Source organism: Methanobrevibacter sp. (genome assembly GCF_045611865.1).
Taxonomy (GTDB): Archaea; Methanobacteriota; Methanobacteria; order Methanobacteriales; family Methanobacteriaceae; genus Methanocatella.
Genome location: NZ_JAZKXX010000035.1, coordinates 46,817 through 64,434, shown reverse-complemented (window position 1 = coordinate 64,434; position 17,618 = coordinate 46,817). Strand labels below are relative to the sequence as shown.

Below are 17,618 nucleotides of genomic sequence, written 5' to 3'. Positions count from 1 at the left end.
TTATAATGGTTAGTTGATGATTAATCTTTAAATTACTTATTTTTTGATTTAAACCATTCTTATTAAAAATAAAAAAATCATGTTGGTTGATGATTAAGGTTGATGATTCATGTTTTATGAAAAAAATTTATCTTAATTTGTTTTGATAGTTGAGTAACTATTAAAAAATTTGACTAGTCACTTTCTGTAAGTAAAATTTTAAAAATATACTTACTTCCAAACTAAACTCTTTGACCAAATAAATCCGGAAAAGAAGGTAACTATACAATTTTTCGTTGACTTCTTTTTTGTTAGTATATAAAGGTTTCAATTAAATTTACTAAAGGTTATTGAAAAGTATTACTTTTAATCTTTGATTTTCATATGGCTGATGCTTTATTTTTTTTCGAATTCTTAAATTATTTTATCAATGTTCTAAATACTTGTTTTTAAATCTTTAAAATTAGATTATACTTATTTTAATCAATAAATTTTAATTGCTTGTATGGAGTATAATTTATTAATCCTAAATTGTTTTAAATATATTGAAACTAAAAAAAGGATAATTAAGATTTTAACGGTACTGTTTTCTCTGGTTCCAGATTTTCCTTAAACTACTCAAGCCCCCACAATTCTGGTCAAACAAGTCCATATTCGTAGTTAATTCGGCAACTTTAAGGCTTGCTTTACAACCATTTTTAATTAAACGTTTGCCTTGAGGTTTTTTCATCCTAGAAACGGCATGATTTATATCATGCGCAGAAGCAACATTTATTCCTAAATCTTGAGCCAAATCATTGCTTGCATGCTGGGTATGGAAGCCCAAAATTTTCACTGATGGAACTTCTAAAGCGCCAACTTCAATTGTCACTCCCATTCCAGCGCAATAAATCACTCCCTGTGAAGCGTTCATCAAACTAATTAAATCCACATAACCCTCAATAACATGAATATTGTCTTTAGTGATATGGGGGGTTATGGTGGATGTTTCAAACCTGAATGGAATGACAAATATTGTTTTATCTATTTTTTCCACTTCCCTAATTATTTCGGGAATATCTGAAGCCCTTGTATCCCCACCTAAAAAAAGAACATAAAAATCATCACGCTTATATTGCTCATATACTTTTTCCTGTTCCAATATCGGAACTCTGCTTACATATTCTGCTAGAGGATATCCGTTTATATTTACGGTATTTGTAATATCGTACATCTCTTTTAGCTGTTTCATGGCCACCTTATTAGGGACGGTGATTAAATCTGCATAGGCTATCATTTCTATTGGGTTATAGATGTCCTGTTCTATATGAAGTTTGGGAATATTTAATTTTTTTGATGCTGTGATTCCTTTACGCACATCCCCTGCATTCCCGCATGTTAATGTCAAATCAATATCGCGTTTTTTTAAAGCATTATATGTGTGGAAAGTGTCCTTTAAAACCAGTTTGGCGATTGTAAAATTGCTTCTTTTCTTTGTTGTGCTTCTTCGACCTTCGCCTATCGAAAGAATTTCATTACTATAAGGACCCAATAATTCCATTGCCCCTTCACTATGAGTCAAGGATAAGATATTCGTATCGATGTTTTCAATGATTGGAATTAGGGCTTTTGCAGGAGCGGTTTCTGCTACAACAGCGATATTCATTTATTACCCGCCTTTTTTATGTTAACTGAATAAATTAATATGATTAGTGAAATTAAATAGAATAAAAATACGACCAAATCAGTAGGCCCTGTTTCTATCCATATTATTAAATGAGCCATCAATATTGCATACAATCCAATGAAAATACTCTTGACATTACTCTGTACTTTATAAACTAAATTCATTATAAATCCTAAGATTGTCATTTGCAATATCATGGCATATAATCCAAAATCCAACAATGCTGGTCCAAAAATCGTTGAAGTTGTTGAATGCGCTTTACCTAATGTTATTGAGCCAACAATCACCCTTGGATCTGAAGATTTAAAAAATCCCATCAATGTATTATATAATAATTGGCCGTGAGTGCTGCCCTGTAGAAATACTGCATGGTCTAAGACCTGTAAAGTATATCCTGCCCTATAGAATAATAGTTCAATTGGAGTTGTTGACCAGTTTTGCCATTCAATTGATTTAACTGCAATATAACCCACTCCCAATAGTAATATAAATATGGCAATTATGGATAATATCAAATATTTCCAAGGCAAATCCTTGGTGTAGTACAATGTTATCAATACACTTATTACAATAGCCATTGCAGTTGTTCTATAACCTGTAGCTATAAACAACAATAAACCTAATATAAACAATAAATAATATTTTTTGTTATCATATTTTGCTATTAGGATATTAATTGAAGGCAAAAAGATTAAATAACTTAATAGCCATATCCTTGTTGCGGCATGTGCTTTAAGATGGCCACTAAATAGAGGAATTCCTCCCAAGTAGATTAAATTTACTATTTGAAGCAATATTCCAATTATTACCAATGATAAAACTAAACGTTCGGAGAAAATTTTATCTATTTTTTCAGTATTTATGGTAAGTTCCTTATTCTTGAGAAAATAATTTGATAATGCCATACCTATTATATAAAATACAATTCCTAAGAATATTACTCCAATGGTGTAGAGATCAACACCAATTAACTCATTTAAAAGATAATAAAAGGATATTTCTGAAAATATTAGATAAATAATAACCAATAGAACAAATACCATTGGTGAAAAAATATCATGCTTTTTATAATCCATAGACATCTACCATAAAATAGTTATAATTATGTTTTAATAAAGTTATATAATACATTTTATTTTAATAATATATTAAATTAAGTGAAGAATATGTCTAATAAGGTACTTAAGAATAGTTTCATTTTAGTAATGGGCAACTTACTTTTTAGAGTAGGAGGTTACATTAATAGGCTATTAATGAGTAGAATGCTCGGACCGGAAGGATACGGATTATATGGTTTAACTTTACCTTTTCAAGGAATATTCCAAATTTTATCTGCTGGCGGATTACCTCCAGCAATATCAAAATATGTTGCAGAATATAATGCAAAAGATGAAAAAGCATTGACCAGACAAGTTATTTATACTGCAACCAAGTTCATGGTTTTAATGGCAATATTATTAAGCATTATCCTATTATTTTCATCAGATTTTATTGCAAATGAGATATTTCATAAACCTCTAGTCGTGTGGCCATTAAGAGCTGTTAGTCTAATAACTCCTTTTAGTGTAATTGTAGGAGCTATGAGAGGTGCATTTCAAGGAGTTTATAAAAATGAATATACGGTAGTTAATAGGATGGCCGAACAGTTGGCAACAATTGTTTTTGCTGTTGTGTTTGTTTATTGTGGATTATATGCTATGGGGGCCGTATTGGGGGGAGCATTTGGTTTCATAGTTTCGGCTATAACTGCAGTATTATTATATAAAAAATATATTAGCCCAATGTTCTATTCGCAAGATTCATTAGATTTAAGTTTTAAAGAAGAATTAAACTTATTGTGGATGTTAATTTGTTTTGCAGTACCTGTAGCTATTACTGCATTATCTGAAATGGCCATTTATGATGTTGGCACATTAGTTATAGGTATTTTTATGTTATCTAGGGATGTAGGGTTTTATAATGCTGCTGATCCTATTTCAAGAATTCCTTTAGTTATTTCACTATCAATTTCAACAGTGTTGCTTCCTGCAACAGCAGAGGCTTATGTTTTAAAAAATCAAAAATTATTGCAAGAATATGTTGTAGACTGTTTAAGATATTGCATTCTTACAGTTATTCCAATGTGTGTCATTATAAGTATGTTTAGCATGCCTCTTATTCAATTACTGTTTGGAAATGTTTATACTCCAGGTTCGGGAGTTTTAAGTATCTTGGTAATAGGAATGTCTTTTTATAGCGTATATATGATTAGTAGCAGCATACTTCAAGGTACTGGAAACCCTAGATTGCCAATGTATATACTGCTTTTGGGTACTGTAATGAATATTGTATTGAATGCGGCTTTTGTTAAAATAATGGGTATTATAGGTGCTGCCATAGCTACAACAATAACCACAGCCATATTAATGATTATAATAATGATATTGGTAATTAGAACTACCAAAATATCAATTCCTTGGAAAAATATATTGCAGGTATTAATTTGCAATTTAATTTTAATGGTCGTTTGTTATTTAATTCCTAAAACATTAACCGGTTTAATCATAGGAATTATAATTGGCAGTTCCATCTATATTGTATCATTAATTAGGTTAAAAGTTTTAACAAAACGTGATATAAACTTTTTTAGTCAGTATATGAACAAAATCCCTATACTAAAAAAATATACTCCTAAAATAGTTAAATATATTGAAAAAAAGGAACTAATATGTAAAATAGATAAGTAATAAAATATTATTTACTGAATGACATTAGAACACATTGTTGGTTCTTCGATAGTGTTATTATTCGGATAGGTGAATTTGCTAACAGTTTTCAGATGAATTTCGAGCGGAGTATGGATGTATTAAGTATTTGTTAGTATATGATGTTTTTATTACATTTACTGAAAGTTACTAAAAAGTAAATTTTTTAATTTTTGGTTTTTCATATTGATTGTTCTTTATTCAGTTGCAATGGGTTTAAAAATTGAATTTCAAATAGCTATTCATTGGTGTTAATGTTTAATGGCCTTTTTCATGATTTTAAAAATTTTATGCACTAAATCTCATTCGTTATGCATATATAGGTGTTTTAATAAACTAATTGATGGAGGATATATAATGAATTTTAATAAAATAGTTTTAGTAGTAGCAATCGTGCTAGTTGTTTTAGGAATGGGCATTGTTGTTGCTGAAGACATATCTATTGGAGATTATGAATTTACAATTCCGGATGGATTCCAGGTGGTAAATTCAACAGATAATGTGGTTTTTTTATCTCAAGATGATGATCATGCTATTGGAGTAATGATTCCGGAAGCAGTCAAAGATAGTGAAGATGCAAAAACTTACCTTGAAAGCCAAGGCTACACATTCATTGGTGAAGAAACATATAATGCTGACGGTAAAGAAGTCCAACAACAAAATTATGAATCAGATGGATATACAATTATGGCATATATTATTCCTGCTGGAGAGGACCAATGTGTTGTAACATATACAATCCCGTCAAGTGAAACTCCTCCTGAAGGAGCTGACAATCCAGTAACAACAATTTTAAACTCAATTAATTAAATAAGTCTTTCTTATTTAATTCTTTTTTTATTTTTTTTGGAATTGAAGTTTTGAATATTAAAAGAAAAGTTTCGCTTCAAACTACAACAGAAAATGGATGGATGAAAAAACTAAAACCCCATTTTTAAAAGCATTTATTATGTTTGGTTTAATTGAGGAATTAATGAAATTTTCTGCAGGGGTTTTTTTTTCTTTGAAATCACAATTCCAATCAAAATTTGATTAAATGATTATTTTTGCTTTAGCAGCATTCGGATTCACTCTTCTTGAAACCACAATAGCTTCATATGGAGGAGGGGCTTTTTCAAAATTAAATTTATCATATGATCAGGATATTCAAGATTGTTTTTCCAATAAGTCATACACATTTAATGCAATGAACCTTTTTGTGGCAATATATAAAAATGGTGCTAAAAAGAATGTTGCAATTGAATAAATAATGTCAATTAGACTAAAACCCTGACTGAATGGGATAACAACTGAAGCCGCAAATGCTTGTGAAATCATAACCGCAATAATTACCTTTATAAAAGATTGAGTATCGAATATTTTTATCAGTTCAATGATTTCAAGGAGATTAAAAGCCTCTATAAATTTTCTTTTATGCAGATATCTGTTTAATAATCCTGCGATTAAACATAAATATAGTAAAACAAATAAAATAATAAAACACACGGTAAATATCAAGTTTCCATCAGCATAATTCTGTTTTGCCAGACGAGCCAGTAACCATAAGAATCCGGAATAGATAAATACAATAACAGATTTCTTAAAGCCCTCCCAAACAAGTCTTCTCATATTATTTTTAAATCGAGGATGTTCGTCCCGACCTTTAAGGGCATACCAGGATACATATGAACCATATCCTACAACGATAAGCAGAAATATATTTATTACCTTCAAAATCGGATCAGATAAACTATTTTTGTTAATAAAACAAGCAATACTTACTAAACTACTGATTATTACAAGTCCAAGTATATCGCTTAATGCATAATCTATAGATTCTTTAATATGGCCAACAAATAATTTCATATAATTCCCTAATTATTATTCTACTAAGAAAATATGTTCCTTCTGAAATAAAAGATTATTGTTAATGTTTTGAATATTTACCTTGATAACATTCGATTTAACATATTTGCTAGTTGATGATTAACATATGTTTTGATTGATGATTAATTTTACAACAATAAAGAAGATAAATTTCTAATCAACCAAATTATCTATTTTGTCAAACAGTTCATGATAATTTTTAAAAAGGGCAATGAATTCATTATCATTTCTAGACATTAAAACCATTTTCAAATTATCATCCTTTTTAGAGATTTGTACCAGCTCGGGTTCATAATCACTATCCATAATTAATGATTTAATTTCATTATAGGTATTTTCAGTTAAATTATGTCTTCTAACATGATTTAAAATATCCATTGCATGAATAACTCCATTATCTGGCTTGTCAATACATGAAGATAGTCTGATTTTAGTAATAATATAATAGGGTGCCTCTATTTTGTCTCGGCGAAGAACAATTGAAATTTTTGATATCACGTGGTCATCATTGCAATTTTCATTTATGAATTTAATCAATTGGAACTGTTTTATGTTTGCAGTATTGTTCATGAAAGTCATGGTAATATATTCTTTTTATGAATATTTAAGTTTAATGTAGTCTAAGATAGTAATGGCTATTTAAATAAAAAACATAGGGTAATGAAGAAACAAAGGTAGTTTCTTCATTTAATCACAGCAATTTTTTTAGTTAAAGTGGTGGTTTCATAATATGCAGTGTTTTTAAATCCTACTTTAATCGTATATTTGCACAATTACTGCAGTAATCTAATCCGTGTAGGTGTCCAGAATTAGCAAGGCTAACTGGCTTAGTTTAGAGTCAAAAATTGAAGATTGGACTGTTGAAATTGAAAAATTAAATAAAAAATAGATGGGCTTTGAATATTCAAGTCATCTAGTAATAATCATCATCGTCTTCTTCTTCAATAGTCCTGTCTATTTTATTTATTGTGTCAATAACCTTATTGATTTCATCAACACCTTCTCCTTCAATGGCAGATATGAAAATAGAATTTTCAGGATTATCTATATATTCGTTGAGGTATTCTTTATCTTCAATAAGATCCATTTTGTTGAATAGATAGAAAACTGGAATTTCAGAAAAAATCTTTTCAATTTGCTTTAATAGATTGTATTGATTGTCCAAGTGGAATCCGCAGGTTTCTGAAGCATCAAAAATAAACAGTATTGCATCTGCCAGGTGTTCTAAAGCTACAATTGCATTCATTTCAATGTCATTCATCTCTAGAACTGGTCTGTCTAGAAGTCCTGGAGTATCAATGATTTGTACGCTTTGCCAATGTCTTTCGACGTGGCCTATCTGAATACCTTTGGTTGTAAATGGGTAGTTTGCAACTTGGGGATCTGCTCCTGAAATTTGGCGAAGTAATGTTGATTTTCCCACATTTGGAAAACCTGCAATTACTATTGTCTTTGCATCAAAATCGATTGTCGGCATATTCCTCAGGTTCTGTTTTGCAAAGTCTAGGAAATCCAAATCCTTTTTGATTTTGTTTACAACGGAAGCTATTCTTCCGTAAGCTTGTTTTTGGATTGAAGTTGCTTTTTCAGACGGATTTTTCCTAATTTTTGCACCATATTCCTTTTCAAGTTGGGTTATAATTCCATAAGCCCAGTTAAGTGCTCCTAATGCTTGTTTCATATCATCCACGCCAACGGTAATGTCGATGTAATCCTGATAAAAAGGGTGTAGGCTTTCAATTTCTGGAACTGCGTCTAAGATTGATTTTAATTTATCTTTAATAACTTGACATGAGGTAACTACTCTTCTTTCTTCAATTCTTTTACCTTTCAAGTGTTTTGGCATTTTTTGACTTCTTATTAAGTCGGCTTGTTTTTTACCTCTGCTGAATCCCTTGTCAAGCAATTCTTCGGGAGTAGGTATTGTTGGAATCATCATTGTTATCACTATTTAAAAATTTGTCCTTGGAATTTGTACACGTCACAGCTTTCATCCATCCAACTGTCTGCACTAATTCCTGCTTTCATACATGTTTGTTCTAAAAATTCTTCTGTATCAAATTTATTTTCTGTAGCTACTTGTGGAAGCAATAGTCCTTTTGCAAATCCTTTCTGGATTATTAATCCGTCACGGCCAATTTCTATTTCATCAAAGTATTGATTTGGATGTGCCACCACAATCATTTCTGGCTTGGTTAAAACAGTAACTTCAAAATCCAAATCATCAAATTCAATTATACTGACTTCGGGAAATCTTGGATCGTTCACGGCAGCTGAAACAGCAGCTTCCATTGTTGCATCAATTGCAGGCATAATTGGCTCTGGATATCCAATGCATCCTCTAAGTCTAAAATTTTTGTTTAAAGTTACAAAGACACCTAGATTTTCATCTAATTCGATTGGATAATCAGCAGGCTTTTCGAGTTTTTTTCCATTTTCTAAATAATATTTAATAGAATCTTTAGCTATTTTGACTAAGTAATTTCCAGCTCTATCGCTTATCATCATCCCATACCTCCAACTAATGCATTTTGAATTCTTGTGTGAGGTCCACCGTCACCAACTGGAGCAGTTTGGCCGTCTTTTCCACAAAATCCAACGCTTAATTTAAAATCATTTCCAATAGCATCAATGTTTTTAAGTGTTTCTAGAATATTTCCTGAAAGGGAAACGTCTCTTACAGGTGTTGTTATCTCACCATTTTCAATAATGTATCCTTCAGCGGCGTTAAACTGGAAAATACCTTTGCCAGTGTCAACTTGACCTCCTCTTGAACCTTTAAGATAAATTCCATTAGGAATGCCCTCAAACAATTCCTCAAATGTATTCTCACCAGGTTGTAGATAAGTATTGCTCATCCTGACGATTGGTTGGTCAGATATTATTGATCTGGCATTTCCAGATGATTTCATATTTAATTTTGATGCTGTTTCTCTGGAATTTAAAAGTGAAATTAGTTTACCGTCTTTGACTAACTGATTTGGTTTGGTTTTAACACCTTCAACATCATATGGATAATATCCGAAGCCTTCTCTTAGACTTGCATCATCAAAGATATTCACGATTTCTGATGCAATTTGTGTGCCAATCTTATCTTTTAGGATTGAATCGTTCTGTAATATCAAATCACCTTCAACAGCATGGCCCAATGCTTCATGGATTAATACTCCTGTAAGTTCTGGGTCTGCTATTACTGGAAATTGGCCTGAAGGGGCAGGTTTTGCATCAAGCAGTCTTACAGCTTTTTCACCTATTTTTCTTCCAAAATCTTCAATGTCTGCATTTTGAATAAGTTCAAATCCTTTAACTCCTCCAAGACTTCCATGACCAAATTGGATTATTTCACCATCGGTTGCAGATGCATTTAAAGCCATTCTAACTCTGCTGGTTTTTACTTCAATTTCACTGCCTTCACTGTTCATAAACAATTCATCAACTTCACTGTCAACATAACTGGTTGTTGTGCTGTTTACCTTATCGATTGTGGCTGCATCATTGGCAATTTTCATGATGTCTTTTTTTTCTTCAATTGACACATCTTTAAATTGTATTTTCACGTCAACTGCAATTTTATCTTTGATAATATCACTTTCACTTAAAGTTACGTCTCCTTTTAGTGAATTTGATAATTTGATAGCTGTTTCAGTAATTTCATTAATTTTAGATAAGTCTGTTGTATATGCAAAACCCCAAGCTCCATTATTTAACACTCTTATTCTTGCTCCTAAGCTCATTCCAGTGTTAATCTCATCGACATTTCCATCTTTCATTAATATGGAAGTGTTTTCTCCTCTTCCATATCTGATGTCGATGTAATCTACATTTTGGCTGGTTTTTGCAATAACTTTATCGAATAAGTCAATATATTCTTCCATTGTATCACTCAAAAACATTAATATTAATATTACTTTTATGAAACATATTAAATAAAAGTTTTTTTATAGTAGTAATGGCAATATAACAATTGACATATTAATTAAAAATTTGGTGATGAAATGGTTGTTATTGTTGGAACTGGTGCTGGTGGAGGGATATTGGCTCGTGAACTTGCAAAGGAAAATATTCCCATAATCATTATTGAAAAAGGACCATATATAAAATCAAAAGATGCATTTAACTATTATGATAAATACTCTGAAGATGTCGATTTACTTACAACCACCTGTATTGGTGGTGCAACATTGGTGTCCATGTCAAATATGGTGAGGGCACTAGATAGTGAATTACATGATTATGATGTTGACTTAACTGAAGCCTATGAATATGTTGAAAAACTGGTTGGCGTTCACCAATTGGATGATTCACATATCGGTAAGGGAACTCAATTATTTTTGGATGCAGGTCATGAACTTGGCCTTGAAACTTTAAAAATGCCAAAGGCAATCCTAGAAAAAGAGTGTATTCAATGCGGGATGTGTGCATTTGGATGTCCTGCAGATGCAAAATGGTCTGGTAAGGACTTTGTCGATGAAGCAGTTGAAAATGGGGCAACATTAATCTGTGAAGCAGAAGTGACAGAAGTTTTAAAAGAAAACGGCAAAGTTTGTGGTGTAAAACTCATCAAGGAGGATAAAGAAGAAATAATTGAGGATGATTTAGTAATTTTATCAGCTGGTGCAATCGGTTCAACATTGATTTTAAGAAAGTCTGGAATTAGTGAAGCCGGTCGTGAAATATTCTTTGATCCGTTTGTAAGTGTTGGAGGTTATATAAAAGACATTAATTTCAACACAGAAGTTCAAATGGCTGGTTTGGTGATAGGTAAAAACTTTGTATTATCTCCTCATTTTTCATCATTCATTAAAGCAAATATTCCTTATGGTGGAGTAACTGATAGTGATATTTTATCTATCATGGTTAAAACAGCTGATGAATGTAAAGGTTATGTTGATGATAATGGGGATGTTGTTAAGATAAATACGATAAATGACATCAGATATTTGGCTGAAGGGACTGCTACTGCAGGTTTTATTCTTGAAAAAGCAGGTGTTGACCCAACAACAATCGGTTCAACAGTTTATAGGGGAGCACATCCTGGTGGAACAGCTCCAATTGGAAAAATAGTTGATTCTAATTTACAAACAGAAATATCTAATCTGTATGTTTGTGATGCAAGTGTATTGCCAATATCTCCTGGAAAACCACCAATATTAACAATACTTGCATTAGCAAAAAGATTAGCAGATTATTTGATAAATAAATAGAAGATTATTCGAATTGTTCATCGATATCTTCTGTTTTTATTAATTTTTCACAGTAGTGGCACCTAACTACTGGGGGGTATTTGTTAATCACATTAAAAGTGGGTGTGATAGGTTCACTTTCATAATTTGTAATACATTTTGGATTAGTGCACTTGATAATTGATGTGATTTTATCGGGGAGAATAATTTTGTCTTTTTTAATAGGTTCAAAGTTCCTAATAATATTAATTGTAGCTTTCGGAGCAATTAATGCAACTTGATTAAGCTCTTTATGGTCCAATTCCCTATTTTCAATTTTCACTATGTCTTTCCTGCCAATTTCGCTAGATGAAACGTTCATAGCAACGGTAACATTTTTGGTTTCATCATCTGGAAGATCTAAAATCTTTAAGATATGCAGTGCTTTGTTTGCAGTAATATGGTCTATTACTGTACCGTTTTCAATTGCTTTAATTTTGAGTTCATATTTTTTGTCTTTAGCCATTTAATCTACCTGTTAGTACATTTTCAAAACTTTTGTATCAATAATTGCCTCTGTATCACTAACTAATTTTTCAGGGCTTTTATCCTTAGTGGTGATTGTAAAACTTTCCACAATTCTAGCTCCACGAATTTTAACTTTTTCTTCAAGCCTTTCAATATTGCTTTCACCATTTTTCGCATCCATTGTAGCAAATAAAACAACATCTTTAGCTCTCAAATCACACCTGTCAATTATAGTTAAAATTGCAGGTGTTGGATTTCCCGCCCAGGTTGGTGTTCCAAAGTAAACTGTATCATACGCACTCAAATCTACTCTTGCAGGAACAATATCGGTTTTAACTTCTCTAAATGCATTGATTGAGGACAATATTTTATTTTTAAATCCTTCACGATTTTTTAAATCATGAATTCTAACTAAATCTGCATTTAAGTTTTTAGCCAATGTTTTAGCAACTAAATCTGTTTTTCCCCCTTGAGAATAATAAACTATTATTCTTTTCATTTTATAATCTCCTCTTTGATGTTAAGGATGAAGACCGAAGTGTGTTAATCCAGTGCTCTCATCTAATCCAAGCAATATGTTCGTATTTTGGATAGCTTGACCTGATGCACCTTTAACAAGGTTATCAATTGCTGAAAGCATTACAAGTCTTCCAGTTTCGTCAATTTCAAATCCACCAATATGTACAAAGTTGGACCCTCTAACAGCACTTAAGTGAGGTATTTCTCCTTCATCCATAAGTTTGATAAAGTATTCTCCACCATATTCTTTTTCGTATAATTTTCTAATTTCGTCTGGAGTTATATCTAGGTTTTCATCATTTAAAAAGCTATGACTTGTAGTTTGAATTCCTCTGTTGACTGGAACTAAATGGGGTGTAAATGATACTTTAACACCTTCAAATCCTTTTAACTCTTGTTGAATCTCAGACATATGTCTGTGTGATGATATTTTATATGGATTTACATTGTCTGCAATATTAGGGTAATGTGTGGTAGTTGATGGATTCACACCGGCTCCACTAACTCCAGTTTTCGAATCAATGATAATTCTGTCAACCAAATCATTTTTAACTAGTGGGTATGATGATAGGATTGCACCTGTTGGGAAACATCCAGGATTTGCAACAAGATTTGCTTTTTTAATCTCATCTCTGTATAATTCAGGAAGTCCAAATGCTCCTTTATTTTCTTTATCAGTATGTTCCATTCCATACCATTTTTCATAAACCGCTGTATCTCTGTATCTGTAATCTCCACTTAAATCAACTACTTTAGCACCAGTATCCAATATTTCTGGAACGATTTTCATTGATGCTCCGTGTGGGGTTGCAGTAAATACGACATCTGCATCTAAATCAGCAGGACTTTTGTTTTTAAAGACAAGTCCAGAATCTCTTATGTGTGGATGGATTTTGTGTGCTGGGATTCCATCGTATTGTCTTGATGTAATGTCGGTAATTTCTACTTTTGGATGGTTTAAAAGCATTCTCAAAAGCTCTCCACCAGTATATCCGCTTGCTCCTATAATTGCTACATTAAACATTTTAATAATCTCCTTAATCTTCACAGTTATCTAATATTTTTCCTTCAAAGTCAGTATTTTTAATCTTTTTAATAATTTTACAGCTGCTGTCAAGTTCATCTTTATGATAAACCTTAACACGTTGTACACGTGCTTTTAAACCTCTCTTATCAACGGCCTTTTGTAGTTTTTCAACATTGTGGGTTTGATCAGGTCCAATAGCTATAATATCGGGGTCAATTTCTTTTACAATTTTAAATATGTCCCCATCTTCGTTACCAAGATAAGCTTCATCAACGGGTTTTAACATCTTGATTAATTCTAAACGTTGGTTTTCACCGACAATTGGCACTCTTTTCCTTTTTTCAACTGTTGAGTCACGTGCTACAACCACATATAGTTTAGAATTATATCCACCAAGGTTTTTTGCTTCCTGAAGGTAAACTCCATGACCTGGATGTAATAAATCAAATGTTCCGCTTGCCATTATTTTTTTCATTCAATTACCTCTTTTGGTATTTTAAAGCTTCAGTTAAATCAATTTTATCTTTATATAGTGCAGAACCAATTACAACTCCTTCCACACCACTTTTGTTTAATTTTACAATGTCATCAATTGTTGTAATTCCGCCAGAATAGACTATTGGAATGTCAACAGATTTTTTTAACTCTTCTACAGGTTCAGTGTAAAAACCACCTAAAAGACCTTCCACATCAACATTTGTAAATAAAATGCTTCCTGCACCATGTTCTTTAAACTCTTTTGAAAGTTCTACTGGGCTTTTATCTATTTTTTCCTGCCAGCCTTTAATCACGACTTTATTGTATTTACTGTCGAGTGAAATCATGATTCTGTCTGAACCATATTCATCTGAAAGTTGTGTAATGGTCTCTGGGTGCTGTATTCCCATAGTTCCAATAATTATTCTTTTAATGTCTAAATCTAGAAGCTGTTTTGCATATTCGACACTTCTGATTCCACCACCAAGTTGAATTGGAACAGAAACTTCATTTAAAATTTTTTTAATAATATCAAAGCTAGCAACTCCATTTATTGTTCCATCAAGATCAATAACATGGATGTTCTTTGCTCCTAAATCCTCCCAGTGTTTTGCAACAAGCTCAGGATTTTCTATTTCAACCATTTCGCTTCCTGGTTCTCCTTGGACAAGTTGCACACATTTTCCATTCTTAATGTCAACAGCGGGCATTATTAACATTTCATCTTTTTTAAATGACATTTACATTTTTCCTGTAGAATTTATTATAATATAATTTTTGTTTTGAAATGTTTTATATGTATTGTTTGATGAGGGCGATATTATTTTAATTATTAAAATTAACTTATTTTAATGGGTTGATTTAAAAAAAGTATTGGTTTAAATAATAAAGTGATAATTAAATCACTTTAGTAAAATTTTAGAATTTGAAAAATTTGGACCATTTTAGTCCATGTTTGGCATCGTGGGCGGTTCTGTCGTAGGTTTCTGCATCACCGAAATTTTTCTTCAAGTTTTCTGTTTTGTTACTTAAATCAAAACCAGCTTCATTCATTTTTTCAATCAAATCTTTATCTTCGATTTGGTTTGAAATTTCTTCTTTAACTTCAAAAAGAAGGTCAATTGCATCTCCGATACTTATGTTTTCAGATTTTAAAATTTCAACCTTTTTCAATTGTTCCTCTGTTAATTCAATTTCCATTTTTTCCATGTTTGAACCTCTGAAAGTTAATAGTTATTATAATATATGTTTAGTATTTATTTAAATTATTTTCTAATGGTAATGGAGTCTGTTGGATTTTTGATTAAAATAGAAATGTCAATCAGATATATCTAATCAGTTTAGTGAGTTTTTTATATTTCATTTTCCTAATATTATACTATGTCATTATCTAAAAAAATGCTGAGGGATATAAAAATCAATAAAACACAGTTTATTGCTATATTTCTAATGGCATTTTTGGGTATTTTTGCTTACTGTGGAATTTATGGGGAGTATTATGGATTAGTTCAGACTTCCGATGATTATTACACACAAACTAACATGGCTGATGGTTGGATTTACAATACTGATTTTGATGATTCATCAGTCGATAAAATAAGCCAATTTTCTACACAAACTGATAGGCAAGCTGTAGTTCAGTCTGTTTCAGATATGCAGGACAAGCCTGACATCACGCTGCACTTTGTTGAAAAAGGAACGATATCCAAATTCTATTCAACTGAGGGTGAGGATTTTGACCCCTCGGATGCGTCTGGGGTCTGGTTGGATGAACGTTTTGCTGATGCTCGTGATTTGGAGGTTGGAGATAAGATAACTTTTGAATTTGATAATTTGACCATTACAAAAAAGATTAAGGGGTTGGGTTATTCTCCGGAATACATTTATGAATCATCTCCATCTTCGTTAACTCCTGATTTTTCACAAATTGGTTTTGCATATTTATCATATAAGGCATATCCTGGAGATTTGGATTACAATACCTTACTTGTCAAATATAATGATTCCAGTAGTGATTTTAAAGATAAATTAGATGATTCGATTGATTATTTGTCATTTACTAAAAAAGATGATCAAATCAGTGTTTCTAAATTTTCAGATGAAATGGGTCAGCATAAAATGATTGGGGATGTATTTCCGATTGTATTTATTTTAGTTACATTTTTAACACTTTTAACAACCATGACTAGGATTATTACACACCAAAGAACCCAAATTGGAATTTTAAAGGCTGTTGGTTATAAAGATAAAACGATAATATTGCATTATTTGTCTTATGGATTTTGGCCAGTTTTAGCAGGGGCCATTTTAGGCCTAATCACAGGACCAATGATAATTCCTAGAATGTTTTATCCAACAATGACTGCAACCTATAGTATGCCAAGTTGGAATCCGGGTTTTGATATGAGTTTCATTTACATGGCTCTTTTGATGGTTACATCATCTGTTTTAGTCACTTACTTGTCATGTAGGCGGATTTCAAAAGAAAATCCTGCAAATACTTTAAGGCCAAAAGCTCCGAATGTTTCATCAAGCAGTTTAATTGAAAAATCAGGATTTTGGAGGCATTTAAGTTTCAATCTTCGTTGGAATTGGCGTGATGCAAGAAGAAATAAATTTAGAGCATTAATGACAATAGTTGGAGTAATGGGTTGTGTTGCACTTTTAATTGCAGCATTTGGTATGAATGATAGTATGAATGATTTAAAGACATGGGAATATGATGACATTAGTCATTTTGAATCAAAACTGTTACTTTCAAATGAAGCAAATCCATTGGAAGTCTACTATATCTTGAATGAGACTGATGGTAGTTTTATCATGCAGCAATTAATTGAGCTTAAAGCAAATGATATAGAGGATAGGGCATCGCTTTTGGTGTCAAATAACACGGATTTAATATCATATACTGACAGTAATAAAAATCCAATTGAAATTGATGAAGGGGATGTTTCTATTTCGGTTAAACTTGCTGATAGGTTTAAATTGGGCATTGGAGATGAAATCAAGTGGCATATAGTTGGAAGTGATAATTGGGTTGTATCAAAAATTGGTCAAATCCATGCAGAACCAATTTCACAAGGTTTAATAATGTCTCCAGATACCCTAGAAGATCAAGGTTTAGATTTTACACCATCTAACATTTTAACTAAAGAAAAGTTCGGTGAGAACTTTGATTCCATTAAATCTGTTTCAACTATTGATGAAATGAAAGAAAGTTGGGATTCCATAACTCAATCAGTAATGATGATGGTTTATGTCGTTACTTTTGTGGCAGTTGCATTGGCTATTTTAGTTTTATATAATCTAGGTATTCTATCATTTACAGAAATGGAAAGAGAAATTGCTACTTTAAAGGTTTTAGGTTTTAAGACCAATGTTTTAAGGAAGTTATTGTTAACACAAAATATAATCTTCACAGCTATTGGTTTTATTTTGGGAATTCCGCTAGGATTTTACTTTATGACATTAATGATGAATGCTGCGGGGGATTCACTTTATTATATTCCATCACTAACTTGGGGAAATATATTATTGGTGGCTGTTATAACATTTACAATATCAATTGGTGTTAATTTATTGTTTTCAGATAAAATCAATGATTTAAATATGGTTGAAGCCCTAAAAGATGTTGATTAATTCTGTTTTAG

17 protein-coding genes are annotated in these 17,618 nt (G+C 31.6%); 4 read left to right on the top strand and 13 right to left on the bottom strand.

What is annotated here, in order from left to right:
* Nucleotides 1-553: 553 nt before the first annotated feature.
* Complete coding sequence (locus tag ACKI32_RS03845) at nucleotides 554-1,624, bottom strand: hypothetical protein (protein WP_407413668.1); 1,071 nt, start codon at nucleotides 1,622-1,624, stop codon at nucleotides 554-556.
* On the bottom strand, nucleotides 1,621-2,721 hold the full coding sequence (locus tag ACKI32_RS03840; RefSeq protein ID WP_407413666.1) for an oligosaccharide repeat unit polymerase family protein: 1,101 nt from the start codon (nucleotides 2,719-2,721) through the stop codon (nucleotides 1,621-1,623). Before ACKI32_RS03840 ends, ACKI32_RS03845 begins: the two co-directional genes overlap by 4 nt.
* Before the next feature lie 90 nt (nucleotides 2,722-2,811).
* Between ACKI32_RS03840 and ACKI32_RS03835 the strand changes: the two genes are divergently transcribed.
* Both ACKI32_RS03835 and ACKI32_RS03830 read left to right on the top strand, forming a co-directional pair.
* Nucleotides 2,812-4,371, top strand: coding sequence for an oligosaccharide flippase family protein (locus ACKI32_RS03835; RefSeq protein WP_407413664.1), 1,560 nt, complete (start codon nucleotides 2,812-2,814; stop codon nucleotides 4,369-4,371).
* A 375-nt stretch (nucleotides 4,372-4,746) separates the two neighbouring features.
* A complete protein-coding gene (locus ACKI32_RS03830; RefSeq protein ID WP_407413662.1) occupies nucleotides 4,747-5,199 on the top strand; it encodes a hypothetical protein in 453 nt (150 codons plus the stop codon).
* A gap of 336 nt (nucleotides 5,200-5,535) precedes the next feature.
* Here the strand turns inward: ACKI32_RS03830 and ACKI32_RS03825 are convergent, their stop codons facing one another.
* The 5 genes from ACKI32_RS03825 to ACKI32_RS03805 all read right to left on the bottom strand — a co-directional run bounded on the left by ACKI32_RS03825 (nucleotide 5,536) and on the right by ACKI32_RS03805 (nucleotide 10,130).
* Nucleotides 5,536-6,234: a DUF4013 domain-containing protein gene (locus tag ACKI32_RS03825; RefSeq protein WP_407413660.1), complete on the bottom strand. Its 699-nt coding sequence runs from the start codon at nucleotides 6,232-6,234 to the stop codon at nucleotides 5,536-5,538.
* 174 nt (nucleotides 6,235-6,408) lie between these two features.
* On the bottom strand, nucleotides 6,409-6,834 hold the full coding sequence (locus tag ACKI32_RS03820) for a hypothetical protein (RefSeq protein WP_407413658.1): 426 nt from the start codon (nucleotides 6,832-6,834) through the stop codon (nucleotides 6,409-6,411).
* Nucleotides 6,835-7,168: 334 nt separating this feature from the next.
* Entirely contained in the window at nucleotides 7,169-8,194 is a 1,026-nt protein-coding gene (locus ACKI32_RS03815; RefSeq protein ID WP_407413656.1) for an NOG1 family protein, read from the bottom strand.
* A gap of 8 nt (nucleotides 8,195-8,202) precedes the next feature.
* Nucleotides 8,203-8,760: a TIGR00296 family protein gene (locus ACKI32_RS03810; protein ID WP_407413734.1), complete on the bottom strand. Its 558-nt coding sequence runs from the start codon at nucleotides 8,758-8,760 to the stop codon at nucleotides 8,203-8,205.
* Nucleotides 8,760-10,130 (bottom strand): TldD/PmbA family protein, encoded by a 1,371-nt coding sequence (locus ACKI32_RS03805; RefSeq protein ID WP_407413654.1) that lies wholly within the window; start codon nucleotides 10,128-10,130, stop codon nucleotides 8,760-8,762. The genes ACKI32_RS03810 and ACKI32_RS03805 overlap by 1 nt, the downstream gene beginning before the upstream one ends.
* 120 nt (nucleotides 10,131-10,250) lie before the next feature.
* Here ACKI32_RS03805 and ACKI32_RS03800 point away from each other — a divergent pair, with 120 nt between their 5' ends.
* Nucleotides 10,251-11,459 carry a GMC family oxidoreductase N-terminal domain-containing protein gene (locus tag ACKI32_RS03800; protein ID WP_407413652.1) on the top strand — a complete coding sequence of 403 codons (1,209 nt, stop codon included), beginning with the start codon at nucleotides 10,251-10,253 and terminating at the stop codon, nucleotides 11,457-11,459.
* A gap of 4 nt (nucleotides 11,460-11,463) precedes the next feature.
* Here the strand turns inward: ACKI32_RS03800 and pyrI are convergent, their stop codons facing one another.
* The 6 genes from pyrI to ACKI32_RS03770 form a co-directional block, all read right to left on the bottom strand.
* Nucleotides 11,464-11,943, bottom strand: a complete 480-nt coding sequence (gene pyrI, locus ACKI32_RS03795) for an aspartate carbamoyltransferase regulatory subunit (RefSeq protein ID WP_407413650.1) — start codon at nucleotides 11,941-11,943, stop codon at nucleotides 11,464-11,466.
* 12 nt (nucleotides 11,944-11,955) lie between these two features.
* A complete protein-coding gene (locus tag ACKI32_RS03790; protein ID WP_407413648.1) occupies nucleotides 11,956-12,444 on the bottom strand; it encodes a flavodoxin family protein in 489 nt (162 codons plus the stop codon).
* Nucleotides 12,445-12,465: 21 nt separating this feature from the next.
* Nucleotides 12,466-13,488 carry an N-acetyl-gamma-glutamyl-phosphate reductase gene (gene argC, locus ACKI32_RS03785; protein ID WP_407413646.1) on the bottom strand — a complete coding sequence of 341 codons (1,023 nt, stop codon included), beginning with the start codon at nucleotides 13,486-13,488 and terminating at the stop codon, nucleotides 12,466-12,468.
* Nucleotides 13,489-13,501: 13 nt separating this feature from the next.
* A complete protein-coding gene (locus ACKI32_RS03780) occupies nucleotides 13,502-13,966 on the bottom strand; it encodes an adenylyltransferase/cytidyltransferase family protein (protein WP_407413644.1) in 465 nt (154 codons plus the stop codon).
* Nucleotides 13,967-13,970: 4 nt separating this feature from the next.
* Nucleotides 13,971-14,708 carry a 1-(5-phosphoribosyl)-5-[(5-phosphoribosylamino)methylideneamino]imidazole-4-carboxamide isomerase gene (hisA, locus tag ACKI32_RS03775; protein WP_407413642.1) on the bottom strand — a complete coding sequence of 246 codons (738 nt, stop codon included), beginning with the start codon at nucleotides 14,706-14,708 and terminating at the stop codon, nucleotides 13,971-13,973.
* Between the two features lie 178 nt (nucleotides 14,709-14,886).
* Complete coding sequence (locus ACKI32_RS03770) at nucleotides 14,887-15,177, bottom strand: hypothetical protein (protein WP_407413640.1); 291 nt, start codon at nucleotides 15,175-15,177, stop codon at nucleotides 14,887-14,889.
* 171 nt (nucleotides 15,178-15,348) lie between these two features.
* Here ACKI32_RS03770 and ACKI32_RS03765 point away from each other — a divergent pair, with 171 nt between their 5' ends.
* Nucleotides 15,349-17,607: an ABC transporter permease gene (locus ACKI32_RS03765; RefSeq protein WP_407413638.1), complete on the top strand. Its 2,259-nt coding sequence runs from the start codon at nucleotides 15,349-15,351 to the stop codon at nucleotides 17,605-17,607.
* The last annotated feature ends 11 nt before the right edge of the window (nucleotides 17,608-17,618 follow it).

Excerpts from the sequence above, each read along its gene's own strand:
- ACKI32_RS03845 (WP_407413668.1), bottom strand. The coding sequence starts at position 1,624 with ATGAATATCGCTGTTGTAGCAGAAACCGCTCCTGCAAAAGCCCTAATT.
- ACKI32_RS03840 (WP_407413666.1), bottom strand. The coding sequence starts at position 2,721 with ATGGATTATAAAAAGCATGATATTTTTTCACCAATGGTATTTGTTCTA.
- ACKI32_RS03835 (WP_407413664.1), top strand. The coding sequence starts at position 2,812 with ATGTCTAATAAGGTACTTAAGAATAGTTTCATTTTAGTAATGGGCAAC.
- ACKI32_RS03830 (WP_407413662.1), top strand. The coding sequence starts at position 4,747 with ATGAATTTTAATAAAATAGTTTTAGTAGTAGCAATCGTGCTAGTTGTT.
- ACKI32_RS03825 (WP_407413660.1), bottom strand. The coding sequence starts at position 6,234 with ATGAAATTATTTGTTGGCCATATTAAAGAATCTATAGATTATGCATTA.
- ACKI32_RS03820 (WP_407413658.1), bottom strand. The coding sequence starts at position 6,834 with ATGACTTTCATGAACAATACTGCAAACATAAAACAGTTCCAATTGATT.
- ACKI32_RS03815 (WP_407413656.1), bottom strand. The coding sequence starts at position 8,194 with ATGATGATTCCAACAATACCTACTCCCGAAGAATTGCTTGACAAGGGA.
- ACKI32_RS03810 (WP_407413734.1), bottom strand. The coding sequence starts at position 8,760 with ATGATAAGCGATAGAGCTGGAAATTACTTAGTCAAAATAGCTAAAGAT.
- ACKI32_RS03805 (WP_407413654.1), bottom strand. The coding sequence starts at position 10,130 with ATGGAAGAATATATTGACTTATTCGATAAAGTTATTGCAAAAACCAGC.
- ACKI32_RS03800 (WP_407413652.1), top strand. The coding sequence starts at position 10,251 with ATGGTTGTTATTGTTGGAACTGGTGCTGGTGGAGGGATATTGGCTCGT.
- pyrI (WP_407413650.1), bottom strand. The coding sequence starts at position 11,943 with ATGGCTAAAGACAAAAAATATGAACTCAAAATTAAAGCAATTGAAAAC.
- ACKI32_RS03790 (WP_407413648.1), bottom strand. The coding sequence starts at position 12,444 with ATGAAAAGAATAATAGTTTATTATTCTCAAGGGGGAAAAACAGATTTA.
- argC (WP_407413646.1), bottom strand. The coding sequence starts at position 13,488 with ATGTTTAATGTAGCAATTATAGGAGCAAGCGGATATACTGGTGGAGAG.
- ACKI32_RS03780 (WP_407413644.1), bottom strand. The coding sequence starts at position 13,966 with ATGAAAAAAATAATGGCAAGCGGAACATTTGATTTATTACATCCAGGT.
- hisA (WP_407413642.1), bottom strand. The coding sequence starts at position 14,708 with ATGTCATTTAAAAAAGATGAAATGTTAATAATGCCCGCTGTTGACATT.
- ACKI32_RS03770 (WP_407413640.1), bottom strand. The coding sequence starts at position 15,177 with ATGGAAAAAATGGAAATTGAATTAACAGAGGAACAATTGAAAAAGGTT.
- ACKI32_RS03765 (WP_407413638.1), top strand. The coding sequence starts at position 15,349 with ATGTCATTATCTAAAAAAATGCTGAGGGATATAAAAATCAATAAAACA.